This is a genomic window from Telluria sp. ZB2R32 (assembly GCF_059685715.1).
Window position 1 is genome coordinate 518863 of the sequence record NZ_JCASIG010000003.1, and the last position, 13502, is coordinate 532364.

15 protein-coding genes are annotated in these 13502 nt (G+C 63.4%); 12 read left to right on the forward strand and 3 right to left on the reverse strand.

Translation table 11 applies throughout. The features are described from left to right. The 3 genes from AC56LG_RS11720 to kynU are packed head-to-tail and all read right to left on the reverse strand — an operon-like array spanning position 1 to position 2708. Positions 1-546 carry an RBBP9/YdeN family alpha/beta hydrolase gene (locus AC56LG_RS11720; protein WP_497166275.1) on the reverse strand — a complete coding sequence of 182 codons (546 nt, stop codon included), beginning with the start codon at positions 544-546 and terminating at the stop codon, positions 1-3. Between the two features lie 51 nt (positions 547-597). Then, positions 598-1440 carry a tryptophan 2,3-dioxygenase gene (gene kynA / locus AC56LG_RS11725; protein ID WP_497166276.1) on the reverse strand — a complete coding sequence of 281 codons (843 nt, stop codon included), beginning with the start codon at positions 1438-1440 and terminating at the stop codon, positions 598-600. Between the two features lie 8 nt (positions 1441-1448). Further along, entirely contained in the window at positions 1449-2708 is a 1260-nt protein-coding gene (kynU, locus tag AC56LG_RS11730) for a kynureninase (protein ID WP_497166277.1), read from the reverse strand. A gap of 586 nt (positions 2709-3294) precedes the next feature. Here kynU and flhD point away from each other — a divergent pair. The 12 genes from flhD (at position 3295) to AC56LG_RS11790 (ending at position 13410) form a co-directional block, all read left to right on the forward strand. Beyond that, positions 3295-3612, forward strand: coding sequence for a flagellar transcriptional regulator FlhD (flhD, locus tag AC56LG_RS11735; RefSeq protein WP_229437064.1), 318 nt, complete (start codon positions 3295-3297; stop codon positions 3610-3612). A gap of 109 nt (positions 3613-3721) precedes the next feature. Beyond that, positions 3722-4309 carry a flagellar transcriptional regulator FlhC gene (flhC, locus tag AC56LG_RS11740; protein ID WP_497166278.1) on the forward strand — a complete coding sequence of 196 codons (588 nt, stop codon included), beginning with the start codon at positions 3722-3724 and terminating at the stop codon, positions 4307-4309. A 7-nt stretch (positions 4310-4316) separates the two neighbouring features. Continuing rightward, positions 4317-5078 (forward strand): SAM-dependent methyltransferase, encoded by a 762-nt coding sequence (locus AC56LG_RS11745; RefSeq protein ID WP_497166279.1) that lies wholly within the window; start codon positions 4317-4319, stop codon positions 5076-5078. Positions 5079-5233: 155 nt separating this feature from the next. After that, positions 5234-6094 carry a flagellar motor stator protein MotA gene (gene motA, locus AC56LG_RS11750; RefSeq protein ID WP_497166280.1) on the forward strand — a complete coding sequence of 287 codons (861 nt, stop codon included), beginning with the start codon at positions 5234-5236 and terminating at the stop codon, positions 6092-6094. Between the two features lie 43 nt (positions 6095-6137). After that, the gene (motB, locus tag AC56LG_RS11755; protein ID WP_497166281.1) at positions 6138-7067 is read left to right on the forward strand and encodes a flagellar motor protein MotB; all 930 of its coding nucleotides are present in this window, start codon (positions 6138-6140) and stop codon (positions 7065-7067) included. A 33-nt stretch (positions 7068-7100) separates the two neighbouring features. Beyond that, positions 7101-7649, forward strand: coding sequence for a chemotaxis protein (locus AC56LG_RS11760; RefSeq protein WP_497166282.1), 549 nt, complete (start codon positions 7101-7103; stop codon positions 7647-7649). 48 nt (positions 7650-7697) lie between these two features. Then, on the forward strand, positions 7698-8063 hold the full coding sequence (locus tag AC56LG_RS11765; RefSeq protein WP_497166283.1) for a response regulator: 366 nt from the start codon (positions 7698-7700) through the stop codon (positions 8061-8063). Between the two features lie 54 nt (positions 8064-8117). Continuing rightward, positions 8118-10256 (forward strand): chemotaxis protein CheA, encoded by a 2139-nt coding sequence (gene cheA / locus AC56LG_RS11770; RefSeq protein WP_497166284.1) that lies wholly within the window; start codon positions 8118-8120, stop codon positions 10254-10256. Positions 10257-10280: 24 nt separating this feature from the next. Next, the gene (locus AC56LG_RS11775) at positions 10281-10769 is read left to right on the forward strand and encodes a chemotaxis protein CheW (protein WP_497166285.1); all 489 of its coding nucleotides are present in this window, start codon (positions 10281-10283) and stop codon (positions 10767-10769) included. 66 nt (positions 10770-10835) lie between these two features. Next, a complete protein-coding gene (locus AC56LG_RS11780; RefSeq protein ID WP_497166286.1) occupies positions 10836-11702 on the forward strand; it encodes a CheR family methyltransferase in 867 nt (288 codons plus the stop codon). 23 nt (positions 11703-11725) lie between these two features. Next, positions 11726-12322 carry a chemoreceptor glutamine deamidase CheD gene (gene cheD / locus AC56LG_RS11785; RefSeq protein WP_497166287.1) on the forward strand — a complete coding sequence of 199 codons (597 nt, stop codon included), beginning with the start codon at positions 11726-11728 and terminating at the stop codon, positions 12320-12322. Positions 12323-12348: 26 nt separating this feature from the next. Then, positions 12349-13410 carry a protein-glutamate methylesterase/protein-glutamine glutaminase gene (locus AC56LG_RS11790; protein WP_497166288.1) on the forward strand — a complete coding sequence of 354 codons (1062 nt, stop codon included), beginning with the start codon at positions 12349-12351 and terminating at the stop codon, positions 13408-13410. Positions 13411-13502: the final 92 nt, after the last annotated feature.

A 13502-nucleotide genomic window follows, 5' to 3' on the forward strand; every position in this document is an offset into this window, starting at 1 on the left:
CTACTTGCGCACTTGCGCCAGGAATTCCTGCAACAGCCGCTCGCCCTCGGGCCATTCGCCATAACCGCTGTCGGCGTTCACGTGGCCGGCCTCGCCGATTTCGACGTAGCGGCTGCCCCAGGCTGCGGCAAAGGCTTGCGCCCGTTCGCGGGTGACGAATTCGTCGTTCGTGCTGGCGACCACCAGGCTGGGAAAAGGCAGGGGCGCCAGCGGCACCGGCGCGAAGCCGTTGCTGCCGATCGGGTAAGAGGGCGCATCGACGTCGCTCGGCGCCACCAGGAAGGCGCCGGCCGCGCGCAGCGGCGAACCGGAGGCGGCCCAGTGCGCGGCCAGGATGCAGCCGAGGCTGTGCGCGACCAGCACCGGCGCGCCGTTGCAGGCGGCGACCGCCGCATCGAGTTCGGCCACCCATTCGTCCCGGGCCGGGTTGTTGAAGTCGCGGTGCGCGACCCGGCGCCACTCCGGGTTGCGCGCTTCCAGGTGCGACTGCCAGTGCTGCGGGCCCGAATCCCACAAGCCGGAAAGAATCAGTACGTCGCCATCCATGGAATCTCCTTTGTATTCAAGCCATTCTACATGGCCTGATCGACAACACCCTTACAGCGCCGTGCGCAGCGCGAACAGTTCCGGGAACAGCGCCACGTCGAGCATCTTGCGCAGGTAGCTGACGCCCGCGGTGCCGCCGGTGCCGGTCTTGAAGCCGATGATGCGCTCGACCGTGGTCACGTGGCGGAAGCGCCAGAAGCGAAAGGCGGTTTCCAGGTCGACCAGCTTCTCGGCCAGTTCGTACAGGCCCCAGTGGCGCTCGGGTTCCTGGTAGACGGCGAGCCAGGCCGCCTGCACCGAATCGTCGTGCGCAGTGGGTTCCACCGGCGAGCGCGCCAGGCGTTCCGGCGCGATCGCGAAACCGTTGCGCGCCAGCAGCTGCACGGCTTCGTCGTAGATCGAGGGCGCGTCCAGCGCGGCGGCCAGGATCGCATGCGCCGGCGGGTTCTTTTCGTGCACCGCCAGCAGCGCCGCGTTCTTGTTCCCGAGGATGAATTCGAGTTCGCGGTACTGGTGCGACTGGAAGCCCGAGGAGGCGCCAAGATACGGCCGGATCGCCGTATATTCGGATGGTGTCATCGTCGCCAGCACGTCCCAGGCATGTACCAGCTGGTCCATGATGCGCGCCACCCGCGCCAGCATCTTGAAAGCCGGATCGAGTTCGCCCGTGCGCAGGTGCACGCGCACGGCATGCAGTTCGTGCAGCATCAGCTTGACCCAGAGCTCGCTGGTCTGGTGCTGGATGATGAACAGCATCTCGTTGTGGTTGGGCGAGAGCGGGTGCTGGCTTGAGAGGATCTGGTTCAGGCCAAGGTAGTCGCCGTAGCTCATCGACTCCTTGAAGTCCATCTTCGCGCCGTGCCAGTCGGCGCCCTTGTTCTGGTTGCTGTCCATGGTGGCCCTCAGGTCACGTTGCTGCGTTCGGCGGCCACGTCGTAATCGGCGCGGTCGAGGATATCCTTCAGTATCGCCACCGCGTCCCAGACGTCGACGAAACGCGTGTACAGCGGCGTGAAGCCGAAGCGCATGATCTCCGGCTCGCGGTAGTCGCCGATCACGCCGCGCGCGATCAGCGCCGCCATTACCGCATAGCCGTGCGGATGGGTGAAGCTGACCTGGCTGCCGCGCCGTGCGTGCTCGCGCGGCGTGACCAGTCCGAGCGGGTGATCGGCGCAAGTCGCTTCCACCAGTTCGATGAAGAGGTCGGTCAAGGCCAGCGATTTGGCGCGGATCGCCGCCATGTCGGTCTTTTCGAATACTTCCAGCCCGCACTCGACCAGGGCAAGCGACACTACCGGCTGGGTGCCGCACAGCGCACGGCCGATGCCGTCGCTGGGGGCGAAGCCATGTGCCATCGCGAATGGCTTGGCGTGGCTCCACCAGCCGGTGAGCGGATGGGCGAATTGCGCCTGGTGGCGCTGCGGCACCCAGATAAAGGCGGGCGAACCGGGACCGCCGTTCAGGTATTTATAGGTGCAGCCGACGGCGAAGTCGGCTTCGGCCCCGTTCAGGTCGACCGGCACCGCGCCGGCCGAATGGGCCAGGTCCCAGACGATCAGGGCGCCGTTCGCATGCGCGTGGCGGGTCAGCGCGGCCATGTCGTGCTGGTAGCCGGTGCGGTAATTCACGTGGGTCAGCATGACGACGGCGCAGTCGGCGTCGATGGCGGCGGGCAGTTCTTCGACCGAGTCGACCAGGCGCACACGGTAGCCGCGTTCGAGCCAGCCGGCCAGGCCCTCGGCCATGTAGATATCGGTCGGGAAGTTGCTGCGTTCGGTGACGATGACGCGGCGCGCGGCGTTCGGTCCGGCGGCCTGCATGTGCACGGCGGCAGCCAGCGCCTTGAACAGGTTGAGCGAGGTGGTGTCGGTGACGGCCACTTCACCGGCCCCGGCGCCGATCAGCGGCGCCAGGCGTTCGCCCATGCGCTTGGGCAGGTCGAACCAGCCGGCCGTGTTCCAGCTCTTGATCAGGTCATGGCCCCATTCGCGCGCCACCACCGCCTGCGCGCGTTCGAGCGCCGCGCGCGGGCGCGCGCCCAGCGAATTGCCGTCGAGGTAGATCAGGTCCGGCGGCAGGTCGAATCGTTCGCGCAGCGGCGCCAGCGGATCGGCGGCGTCGCGGGCGAGGCAACTGGCTCGGGTAATCGAAAGTTCGCTCATGCTGATATCTATGGAAAGAGTGGAGGGCAGGCCGTTCGGGCGGGAGTGTAGCAAGAAAAAGGTGAGGCAAGAGCGTTGCCCGATGACGATTTGCTATCTTCCGAAGAGCGCGTGCACTTTTTTCAAATTATTTTGCTTCCAACCCTAAAGTCCAGGCGAACGCTGCCGTAAAGGAATCAGAGCCGGCGGAACGATGTCGAAAATTATTTCAAAAATAGTTCGACAGCACCCTAAAGTTCTTCCCGACCCTGCCGTTAATGGTGCATCAGGCAACGAAGGGTGTGAAAAAATAATTCACAACAGCCCTAAAGTTCCGGTTTTGGTTGACGTAAACCAACACATGAGCGCGTTGCTGTACTGGTCAATTTGTTGATTCAGCGTAACTCAACGCAGCAGTTCCGCCTCCTTCTTCATAGGAGCGCACTCCTCATCGGCCCGGGTTTGTCAGACAAACTCCTACGGGTACACCCGCGTTTGCCGGACGCAAAATACAGCGTCTGTCCGATTCCCCTAATGTTTCTCTACAGTCAGAATCTATCTCACTGGCAACACACACTGCCAGGCTTAACGGAAGATGGAGAAGAAAATGACTGCAAACGACATGATGGCTGAAATTCGCGACGCCAACCTGAGCTACCTGATGCTGGCCCAGCAAATGATCCGCGCCGACAAAGTCACCGCCATTTTCCGTCTCGGCATTTCGGCCGACATCGCCGACCTGATCGAAGGCATGAGCAATGCCCAGATCCTGAAGCTTGCCGGCGGCAACATGATGCTGGCCCGTTTCCGCTTCGACGACACTGCCATCCTGTCGATGCTCACCAGCCATACCAAGGACCGTGCCCTGGCGCAGTCGCACGCCGCCATCCTGATGGCCGGCCAGCCTGCCGAAGAAATCGCCTGACAGGCAGCAGGACCGCGTCGGTAAAATTTCTTTTTGGCCACATTGTAAAATCCCCGTTGAGCTCAGCTGATGGTGTACGATAAGCCGTGACACAATCCGGAGCTATGGGATGAGTAAAAAAAGCGTCGTATCTGAAGCGCAGGAAATCCAGCTTGCCATCGAGCTGATCAATTTAGGCGCCCGCCTGCAACTGCTCGAGAGCGAAGTCTCGCTGTCCCGCGAGCGCCTCATCAAGCTGTACAAGGAACTCAAGGGAATGTCGCCGCCGAAGGGCATGCTGCCGTTCTCGACCGACTGGTTCCTGACCTGGCAGCCGAACATCCACTCCTCGCTGTTCATCAATATCTATAACTTCCTGGTCGAACATGCCGGCGCGTCCGGTGTCCAGGCGGTGATGAAGGCCTACCAGCTCTATCTCGAACAAATGCCGGCCGCACCCGGCGAAGAGCCGCTGCTCTCGCTGACCCGCGCCTGGACCCTGGTGCGTTTCTTCCAGAGCAATATGCTGGCGCTGGCCCCGTGCGGCAAGTGCAAGGGCAAGTTCGTCGTCAATACCTTCGACCTCAACCGCGACTACCTGTGCGGCCTGTGCCACATGCCTTCGCGCGCCGGCAAGACGCGGAAAGCCAAGGATGCCGCCGCCCAGAGCGCGGCCGAAGCCGAAGCCGCCCGCCAGGATCCCCAGGCCGAGGCGTGAACCCGCCATGATCGTTCGCTTTCTGCGCATACCGAGCGTGCGTGCGCTCCTGTGCCAGATCGCCGCGTTTCCCTTGACCCTGTGCGCGGTCTACCTGCTGGCGCGCGCCGGCACGCAGCCGTCCACCCTGGCGGCTGCCTTCCTGCAAGGCCTGTTCGCCGCCGTGGTTACCTGGCGCTGGCGGCTGGCGCCGTGGTGGATCGCGATCTGCCTGCTGTTTCCACTGGCCCTGTATGGCGCCAGCGGCCTGGCGCTGCCGCCCTGGCTGTTCCTCGCCGTGTTCCTGTTCATGCTGGTCTTGTACTGGTCGACCTTCCGCACCCAGGTGCCGTATTATCCGTCCGGCAAAAGCGCCTGGGATGCGGTGGCCGCGCAGCTGCCGCAGGGCAGGGCGCTCAAGGTGATCGACATCGGCAGCGGCCTGGGCGGCCTGGTGCTCGACCTCGCGCGGCGCTCACCCGGCATCGACGCCACCGGCATCGAACTGGCGCCGCTGCCCTGGCTAGCAAGTTTCTTGCGCGCGCGCCTGAGCGGCAGCCGCGCCCGCTTCATCCGCGGCGACTACGCTGCGGTCGACTTCGGCGGCTACGACGCCGTCTTCGCCTACCTGTCGCCGGCGGCGATGACGGCCCTGTGGCACAAGGCGCGGCGCGAGATGCGGCCGGGCAGCATGCTGATGTCTTATGAATTCGCCATTCCAGATGCACAACCAGCCGTATCGCTCCATCTACAAGATACTGGTCGAACTCTCTACATATGGCACTTTTAGGCCACAGATCGGGCCTTTTTACTTGCCCGTAGGCCATTCTCAAGCTATTGTTCCAGCTAATGTAGTTCCCCACGTAAATATTTTTTCTGAGATACATTGTCTCGGATCACTGGCCGCGTCCGGCCCTCCCATCGATCGCTTTCTGGAGCACGTTCTTGTTAGTCATTATTGGTTACGTCATTGTCTGCGCGTCGGTGTTCGGCGGCTTCGTCATGGCCGGCGGCCACGCGGCCGTGCTGTTCCAGCCGATCGAACTGTTGATGATCGGCGGCGCGGCCGTCGGCGCCTTCTTTGTCGGTAACAATAACAAGTCGATCAAGGCCACCATGAGGGCGCTGCCGAGCGTGTTCAAGGGTTCGCCCTACACGCGCGACATGTACATGGAACTGATGTCGCTGCTGTTCGACGTGCTCTCCAAGGTGCGCAAGGAAGGCCTGATGTCGATCGAAGGCGATATCGAGTCCCCCGAAGCGAGCCCGCTGTTCTCGAAGTATCCGCTGGTCCTGGCCGACCATCACATCATCGAATTCATGGCCGATTACTTGCGCCTGATGGTGTCGGGGAACATGGACGCCTTCCAGATCGAGAACCTGATGGACAACGAGATCGAGACCCACCACCACGAAGGCGCGGTGCCGGCCCACGTGATCGCCAAGCTGGGCGACGGCCTGCCCGCCTTCGGTATCGTGGCCGCCGTCATGGGCGTGGTCCACACCATGGAATCGGTCGGCATCCCGCCGGCGGAACTGGGCATCCTGATCGCCAAGGCGCTGGTCGGTACCTTCCTCGGCATCCTGCTGGCCTATGGTTTTGTCGGTCCGCTGGCGAGCCTCCTGGAACAGAAGCTGGAAGAGTCGAGCAAGATGTTCCAGTGCGTGAAGGTGACCCTGCTGGCCAGCCTGAACGGTTATGCACCGGCCCTGGCCGTCGAATTCGGCCGCAAGGTGCTGTACTCGACCGAGCGCCCGACCTTCGCCGAGCTCGAAGAGCACATCAAGAAATCGAAGAGCAAATAAGTGCTGCGTCTTCCCTTTAACCTGACTACTGCACGGAACCCCGATGGCCGATGAAGGAATGCGCCCGATTATCGTCAAGCGGATCAAGAAGACCGCGGGCGGACATCATGGCGGCGCCTGGAAGATCGCCTACGCCGACTTCGTGACGGCGATGATGGCCTTCTTCTTGTTGATGTGGCTGCTCGGTTCGACCTCCAAGGGCGACCTCGACGGCATCTCGGAATTCTTCAAGAACCCTTTGAAGGTGGCGATGTCGGGTGGTTCCGGCTCCGGCGACAGCTCGTCCGTCATCCAGGGCGGCGGCACCGACCTCACGCGCCGCAACGGCCAGGTGAAAAAGGGCGACATGGAAACCAACAAGAAGACCTACGACCTGAACGACGCCAAAGCCGCGCTGGAAAAGGCCGAGGGCGAGCGCCTGCGCACGCTGAAGGCGAAGATCGAGGCGGTCATCGACGCCAATCCGACCCTGAAGAAATACCGGAACCAGCTGCTGCTCGACATCACCAGCGAAGGCTTGCGCATCCAGATCGTCGACGAGCAGAACCGCCCGATGTTCGCGCTGGCGAAAGCCACGCTGCAGCCCTACACCAGCGACATCCTGCACGTGCTGGGCATGGTGCTGAACGACGTGCCGAACCGGATCGGCCTGTCCGGCCACACCGATTCGACACCGTACTTCAGCGACGCCGGCTACAGCAACTGGGAACTGTCGGCCGACCGCGCCAACGCCTCGCGCCGCGCCATGGTGGTGGGCGGCCTGGCCGACGACAAGATCCTGCGCGTGGTCGGCCTGGCCGCGGCGGCACCGCTCGACCGCGCCGACCCGTTCAACCCGATCAACCGCCGCATCAGCATCATCGTGATGAACAAGCGCACCGAAGACGCGGTCATGCGCGACGCCGCCACGCTCGACGTGCCGGCCCAGGATGGCGCGGCGGCGGCCGAGGCCGTGGTGGCGGCGACGAAGTAAGCAGTAGCGCAATAGCAGCGACCGGAGGACAAGATGGCAAGAAAAAAGATATTGGGTTCGCATGTGAGGCGCCTGCTGTCGGGCGTGTCGGCGCACGGGCGGCGCCACCTGGCCGAAGTCGAGACCGACCTGCAACAGACCGAATTGCTGCTGGAAGAAGCGGTGGACAAGCTCACCAGCAGCTTCATGGCCATCCATGGCGCCGTCGGCGCGCGCCAGGGCGCGATCGACCGCCTGCTCGCCGGCGCCACCCTGGCCCCTGAAGATGCGGCGCAGCTGGCGGCGATGTCGGGCGACGTCGGCACCCACGTCAACACGGCGATCACCAGCATGCAGTTCCAGGACATGACGAGCCAGCTGATCGCGCGTACCCTGAAGCGCGTGACCGGCTTGCGCGAATTCCTCGGCACGCTCGACGAACACGGGGCGGCCATCGGCCCCGACACGGACAGCGACGAAATCATCGAGCGCCTGGGCAAGGTCAGCATGGCGCTGGCGATCCAGTCGCTCGAACTGCGCAGCGTGCTGCGCAAATCGGTCGAACAACAGCATCTCGAAAGCGGCGACATCGAACTGTTCTGACGGTTCCGCGCCCTACACTGAACAACCAAGAACAAGCAGGAGCACAACATGGCTAAAACAATTCTCGCGGTCGACGATTCGAGCTCGCTGCGCCAGATGGTGGCGTTCAGCCTGAAGGCCGCCGGCTACCAGGTGGTGGAAGCGGTCGACGGCCAGGATGGCCTCGACAAGGCGCGCAACCAGGTCGTCGACCTGGTCCTGACCGACCAGAACATGCCGCGCATGGACGGCCTGGCGCTGATCAAGCACCTGCGCGGCCTGCCCGAGTACCAGAAGGTGCCGATCCTGATGCTGACCACCGAATCCTCGGACGAGATGAAAGCCAAGGGCCGCGCGGCCGGCGCCAACGGCTGGCTGGTCAAGCCGTTCGACCCGCAGCGCCTGATCGAAGTCGTCAAGAAAGTGATCGGCTGAGGCGATGGCGCAGCGCTTCGACACGATCCGCGCGGTTCCATTCCGGGTTAAACCATGACGATCGACATCAGCCAGTTTTACCAGGTCTTTTTCGACGAGGCCGAAGAGCTGCTCGCCGAAATGGAACGGCTGCTGCTGAACGTGGACGTGGCCGCCCCGGACAGCGAAGACCTGAACGCCATCTTCCGCACGGCGCACTCGGTCAAGGGCGGCGCCGCGACCTTCGGCATCACCGACATGAGCGAAGTGACGCACGTGCTCGAGTCCCTGCTGGACCGCATCCGCAAGGGCGAGATGGCGCTCACCAGCGGACACGTCGACGCCTTCCTGGCGGCGAAGGATACGCTCAAGATGCAGCTCGACGGCCACCGCAACGGCGCCGCCGTCGACCAGGATGCGGTCGCCACCGTGCGCATGATGCTGCATGACCTGTCCGAGGGACTGGTGCCGGCGGCATCCGCACTTGCCCCATCCTTGGCACCGTCGTTCCTGCATGCCGAACCGAAGGCGCAGACGGGCGAAGGCGCGCACCGCTACAAGATCGAACTGCCGGAAATCGCGCAGCGCGACGTCAACGCGCTGGTCGACGAGCTGGGCCTGATGGGCCGCGTGTCGGTGACGCCGCTCGACGGCGGACGCAGCGCCCTGGTCATCACGACCCACGAGAAGCTCGACGACATCGTCGCCATCTGCTCCTTCGTGCTCGACCCGGACGACCTCAAGATATTCGAAGCGCCGCCCCTGACGCCGCAGCAGTGCGCGCTCGAGGCGGCGGAACGCGCGCGCATCGAGGACGAGCAGGGCTACGGCTTTTTCGACCCGGCCGACGACGTGCCGGCAGTGCAGGCCGAGCTGTCCGACGAAGAGCGCGGCTACGGTTTCTTCCAGCCGATCGAGCAGATCCGCGCGCTGGCCGGGGTCGATGCGCCGGCCGCGGCGGCAATCGCCGTCGAAGCGGTCGAAGCAAAGGCTGCCAGGAAAGACGACAAAGGCGCCGAAACGTCCTCGATCCGGGTCTCGGTCGAAAAGGTCGACCAGCTGATCAACCTGATCGGCGAACTGGTGATCACCCAGGCCATGATCGAGCAGCGTTCCAGCAATCTCGACCCGATGCTGCACGAGCGCCTGCTGTCGTCGGTATCCCAGCTCACGCGCAACACGCGCGAGCTGCAGGAAGCGGTGATGTCGATCCGCATGATGCCGATGGACTTCGTGTTCTCGCGCTTCCCGCGCATGGTGCGCGACCTTGCCGGCAAACTCGGCAAGAAGGTCGACTTCATCACGCATGGCGCCGCGACCGAGCTCGACAAGGGCCTGATCGAGCGCATCGTCGATCCGCTGACCCACCTGGTGCGCAATTCGATCGACCACGGCATCGAGATGCCGGCCGCGCGCGCGGCCGCCGGCAAGTCGGAAGCGGGGCGTTTGTTCCTGTCGGCCGGGCACCAGGGCGGCAACATCGTCATCGAAGTCGCCGACGACGGCGCCGGCCTGAACCGCGAGCGCATCCTGGCGAAAGCGGCGCAGAACGGCATCCCGGTTTCCGACAGCATGCCTGACGCCGAAGTCTGGCAACTGATCTTCGCGCCGGGCTTTAGTACGGCCGACGTCGTCACCGACGTCTCGGGCCGCGGCGTCGGCATGGATGTTGTCAAACGTAATATCACCGCGATGGGCGGTTCGGTCGACATCCGCTCGGCGCGTGGCTTCGGCACCACGATTTCCATCTCTTTACCGCTGACACTCGCGATTTTGGATGGGATGACTATACGTTGCGGTGAGGAAATCTATATCCTTCCATTAGGCTATGTCGTCGAGTCGCTGCAACCGCGCCGCGAAGACGTGCGCGACATCGCCGGACGCGGCCAGGTGCTCAAAGTGCGCGGCGAATACCTGCCGCTGATCGCCCTGCATGGCGTATTCGGCATTGCCGCGCGCGTGCAGGACCCGAGCGAAGGCATCGTCGTGATCCTGGAATCCGAAGGCAAGCGAGCGGCGCTCCTCATCGACGACCTGGTCGGCCAGCAGCACGTGGTAGTGAAGAACCTGGAAGCGAATTACCGCAAGGTGGCCGGCATTTCCGGCGCCACCATTCTCGGCGACGGCGGCGTCTCGCTGATTCTCGACGTGGCGGCGCTGGTGCGCTCGTCGAGTCCGTTGCGCAAGCTTGCCGACGAGGCCCTGGCCTCATAACCGAAACCATAACGAGGAATACACATGTCCATGAACCTTTCCCAGGCCACCGACGGCGCCGGCAACGAATACCTCGCCTTTACGCTCGGCTCGGAAGAATACGGAATCGACATCCTGAAGGTGCAGGAAATCCGCGGCTACGAAGCCGTCACCCGCATCGCCAACGCGCCCGAATTCATCAAGGGCGTGATCAACCTGCGCGGCATCATCATCCCGGTGGTCGACATGCGCATCAAGTTCAAGCTCGGCACGCCGACCTACGACCAGTTCACGGTCGTGATCATCCTGAACATCGCCGGCCGCGTGATGGGCATGGTGGTCGACAGCGTCTCGGACGTGACCACGCTGACCCCGGACCAGGTCAAGCCGGCGCCGGACATGGGCAGCGCGTTTTCCACCGACTACCTGATCGGCCTGGGCACGGTCGACGAGCGCATGCTGATCCTGGTCGACATCGACCGTTTGATGTCGTCCGCCGAAATGGGCCTCATCGACAACAAGCTGGCCGCATAAGCTGCACGGCACCGAGCAGACAACCGCCGGCTTCCACAACCGGCAACGAAACATAGGTAAGGCAAAGTGCCGTTACACACATCCGACACAGTCAAGGAATTTGACTTCACGCGCGCCGACTTCGAGCGCGTGCGCGCCCTGATCTACCGCCGCGCCGGCATCTCGCTGGCCGACAGCAAGCAGGAAATGGTCTACAGCCGCCTGGCGCGGCGCCTGCGCGCGACCGGCATCGTCTCCTTCGGCAAGTACCTCGACGACCTCGAAGCAGGGCGCCTGGGCGAGGAGTGGGAGTCGTTCACGAATGCGCTTACCACCAACCTGACCTCGTTCTTCCGCGAAGCGCACCACTTCCCGCTGCTGGCCGAACACGCCAACGCCTTGCGCGGCCGCGAGCACGCGCCGCTGACGATCTGGTGTTCGGCCAGTTCGACCGGTGAAGAGCCGTATTCGATCGCGATGACGCTGTGCGAAGCCTTTGATTCGCTCACGCCGCCGGTGCAGATCGTCGCCACCGACATCGATACCAACGTGCTGGCCACGGCCAGCGAAGGCATGTACGGCCTGGAACGCGTGGAAAAGATGGACCCGGCGCGCCTGAAGCGTTTCTTCCTGCGCGGCAAGGGGCGTAACGACGGCATGGTGCGTGTGCGTCCGGAACTGCGCCAGCTGGTCACCTTCCGCCAGCTGAATCTGCTGAGCGACAACTGGCCCGTGAACGGTCAATTCGATGCGATCTTTTGCCGCAACGTGATGATTTATTTTGACAAGGAAACGCAGCGCAAGATCCTGGCGCGTTTCGTGCCGCTGATGAAGCCGCATGCGTTGCTGTTCGCCGGCCACTCGGAAAACTTCCTCTACGTGTCCGACGCGCTGCGCCTGCGCGGCAAGACCGTCTACGAGCTCAATGAAATTCGCAACGAGCGCCGCGCGTGACGCGTCTGACTTCCGGAAACACCATGCATTCGAATAGCCAGTTCGCCACCAACGTGTACTACGACCGCACCTTCGACTGCGACGCGGCGAAGATCCTGCCGGGCGAGTATTACTACACCGGCAAGAACATGCTGATCGTGACCGTGCTCGGTTCCTGCGTCTCGGCCTGCATCCGCGACCGCGTGACCGGGCTGGGCGGCATGAACCATTTCATGCTGCCCGACGGTGGCGACAGCGGCCCGGTATCGGCCTCGATGCGCTACGGCAGCTTTGCGATGGAAGTGCTGATCAACGACTTGCTGAAAGCCGGCGCCCGGCGCGAAAACCTGGAAGCGAAAGTCTTCGGCGGCGGCGCCGTGCTGCGCGGCTTCACCGCGATGAACGTGGGCGAAAGGAATGCCGCCTTCGTCATGCAGTTCCTGAAAACGGAGCGCATCCCGGTGCTGGCCGAAGACCTGAACGACATCCACCCGCGCAAGGTGTACTTCTTCCCGAAGACGGGGAAGGTGCTGGTGAAAAAACTCATGCAAACCCAGAACGACACGCTGGCGAAACGCGAACTCGACTACGCCAAGCGTTTGAAAGTCGAGCCCGTCGGCGGCGCGATCGATCTGTTCTGATTTGTTCTGACTCGTTAGGAGACCCAATGAAAACCAAGGTCCTGATCGTCGACGACTCGGCCCTGATCCGCAGCGTGATGAGCGAGATCGTCAATTCGCAAGCCGACATGGAAGTCGTGGCCACGGCGCCCGATCCGCTGGTCGCGCGCGAACTGATCAAGAAACACAATCCCGACGTACTGACCCTCGACGTCGAGATGCCGAAAATGGACGGCCTCGATTTCCTCGAAAAGCTGATGCGCCTGCGCCCGATGCCGGTGCTGATGGTGTCGTCCCTGACCGAACGCGGCTCGGAAATCACGATGCGCGCGCTGGAACTGGGCGCGGTCGATTTTGTTACCAAACCAAAAATCTCGATCGGCAGCGGCATGCGCGAATACACCGAACTGATCGCCGACAAGATCCGCGCCGCCGCGCGTGCCCGGGTGAAACGCGCGGCGCCGAGCCCGGCGCCGACCACTTCCTTGCCATCGATGCGCAGTCCCTTGATTTCGTCCGAAAAGCTGATCATCATCGGCGCCTCCACCGGCGGCACCGAGGCGATCCGCGAATTCCTGATGCAGATGCCCTCGGATTGCCCCGGCATCCTGATCGCCCAGCACATGCCGGAAGGGTTTACCACCTCGTTCGCGCGCCGCCTCGATGCGCTGTGCAAGATCACCGTGTGCGAATCCGCCGGCAACGAACGCGTGCTGCCGGGTCATGCCTACATCGCGCCGGGGCATTCGCACCTGCTGCTGGCGCGTTCCGGCGCCAACTACATGACCCGTCTCGAACAAAGCGAGCCGGTCAACCGGCACCGGCCCTCGGTCGACGTGCTGTTCCGCTCGGCGGCGCTGGCCGCGGGCAAGAACGCGGTCGGTGTGATCCTGACGGGCATGGGGAAAGACGGCGCTGCTGGTATGCTGGAGATGAAAAACGCCGGTGCGCAAAATTTCGCCCAGGACGAAGCCTCGTGCGTCGTGTTCGGCATGCCGCGCGAAGCGATCGCCATCGGCGCCGCCCACGAAGTGGCGCCGCTGACCGCCTTGCCGGGCCTGGTGCTCGGCCATCTGGCGGCGCATGGCGGCAGAGCGTTGCGCGTTTGATCCGGATCGATCCGAATCGTTGCGTTTCCGGTCTGTTTTATCGCCGTACGGCAACAAAAATGCTATCCTTGAGCTTGCTCGATGCTGCAGAT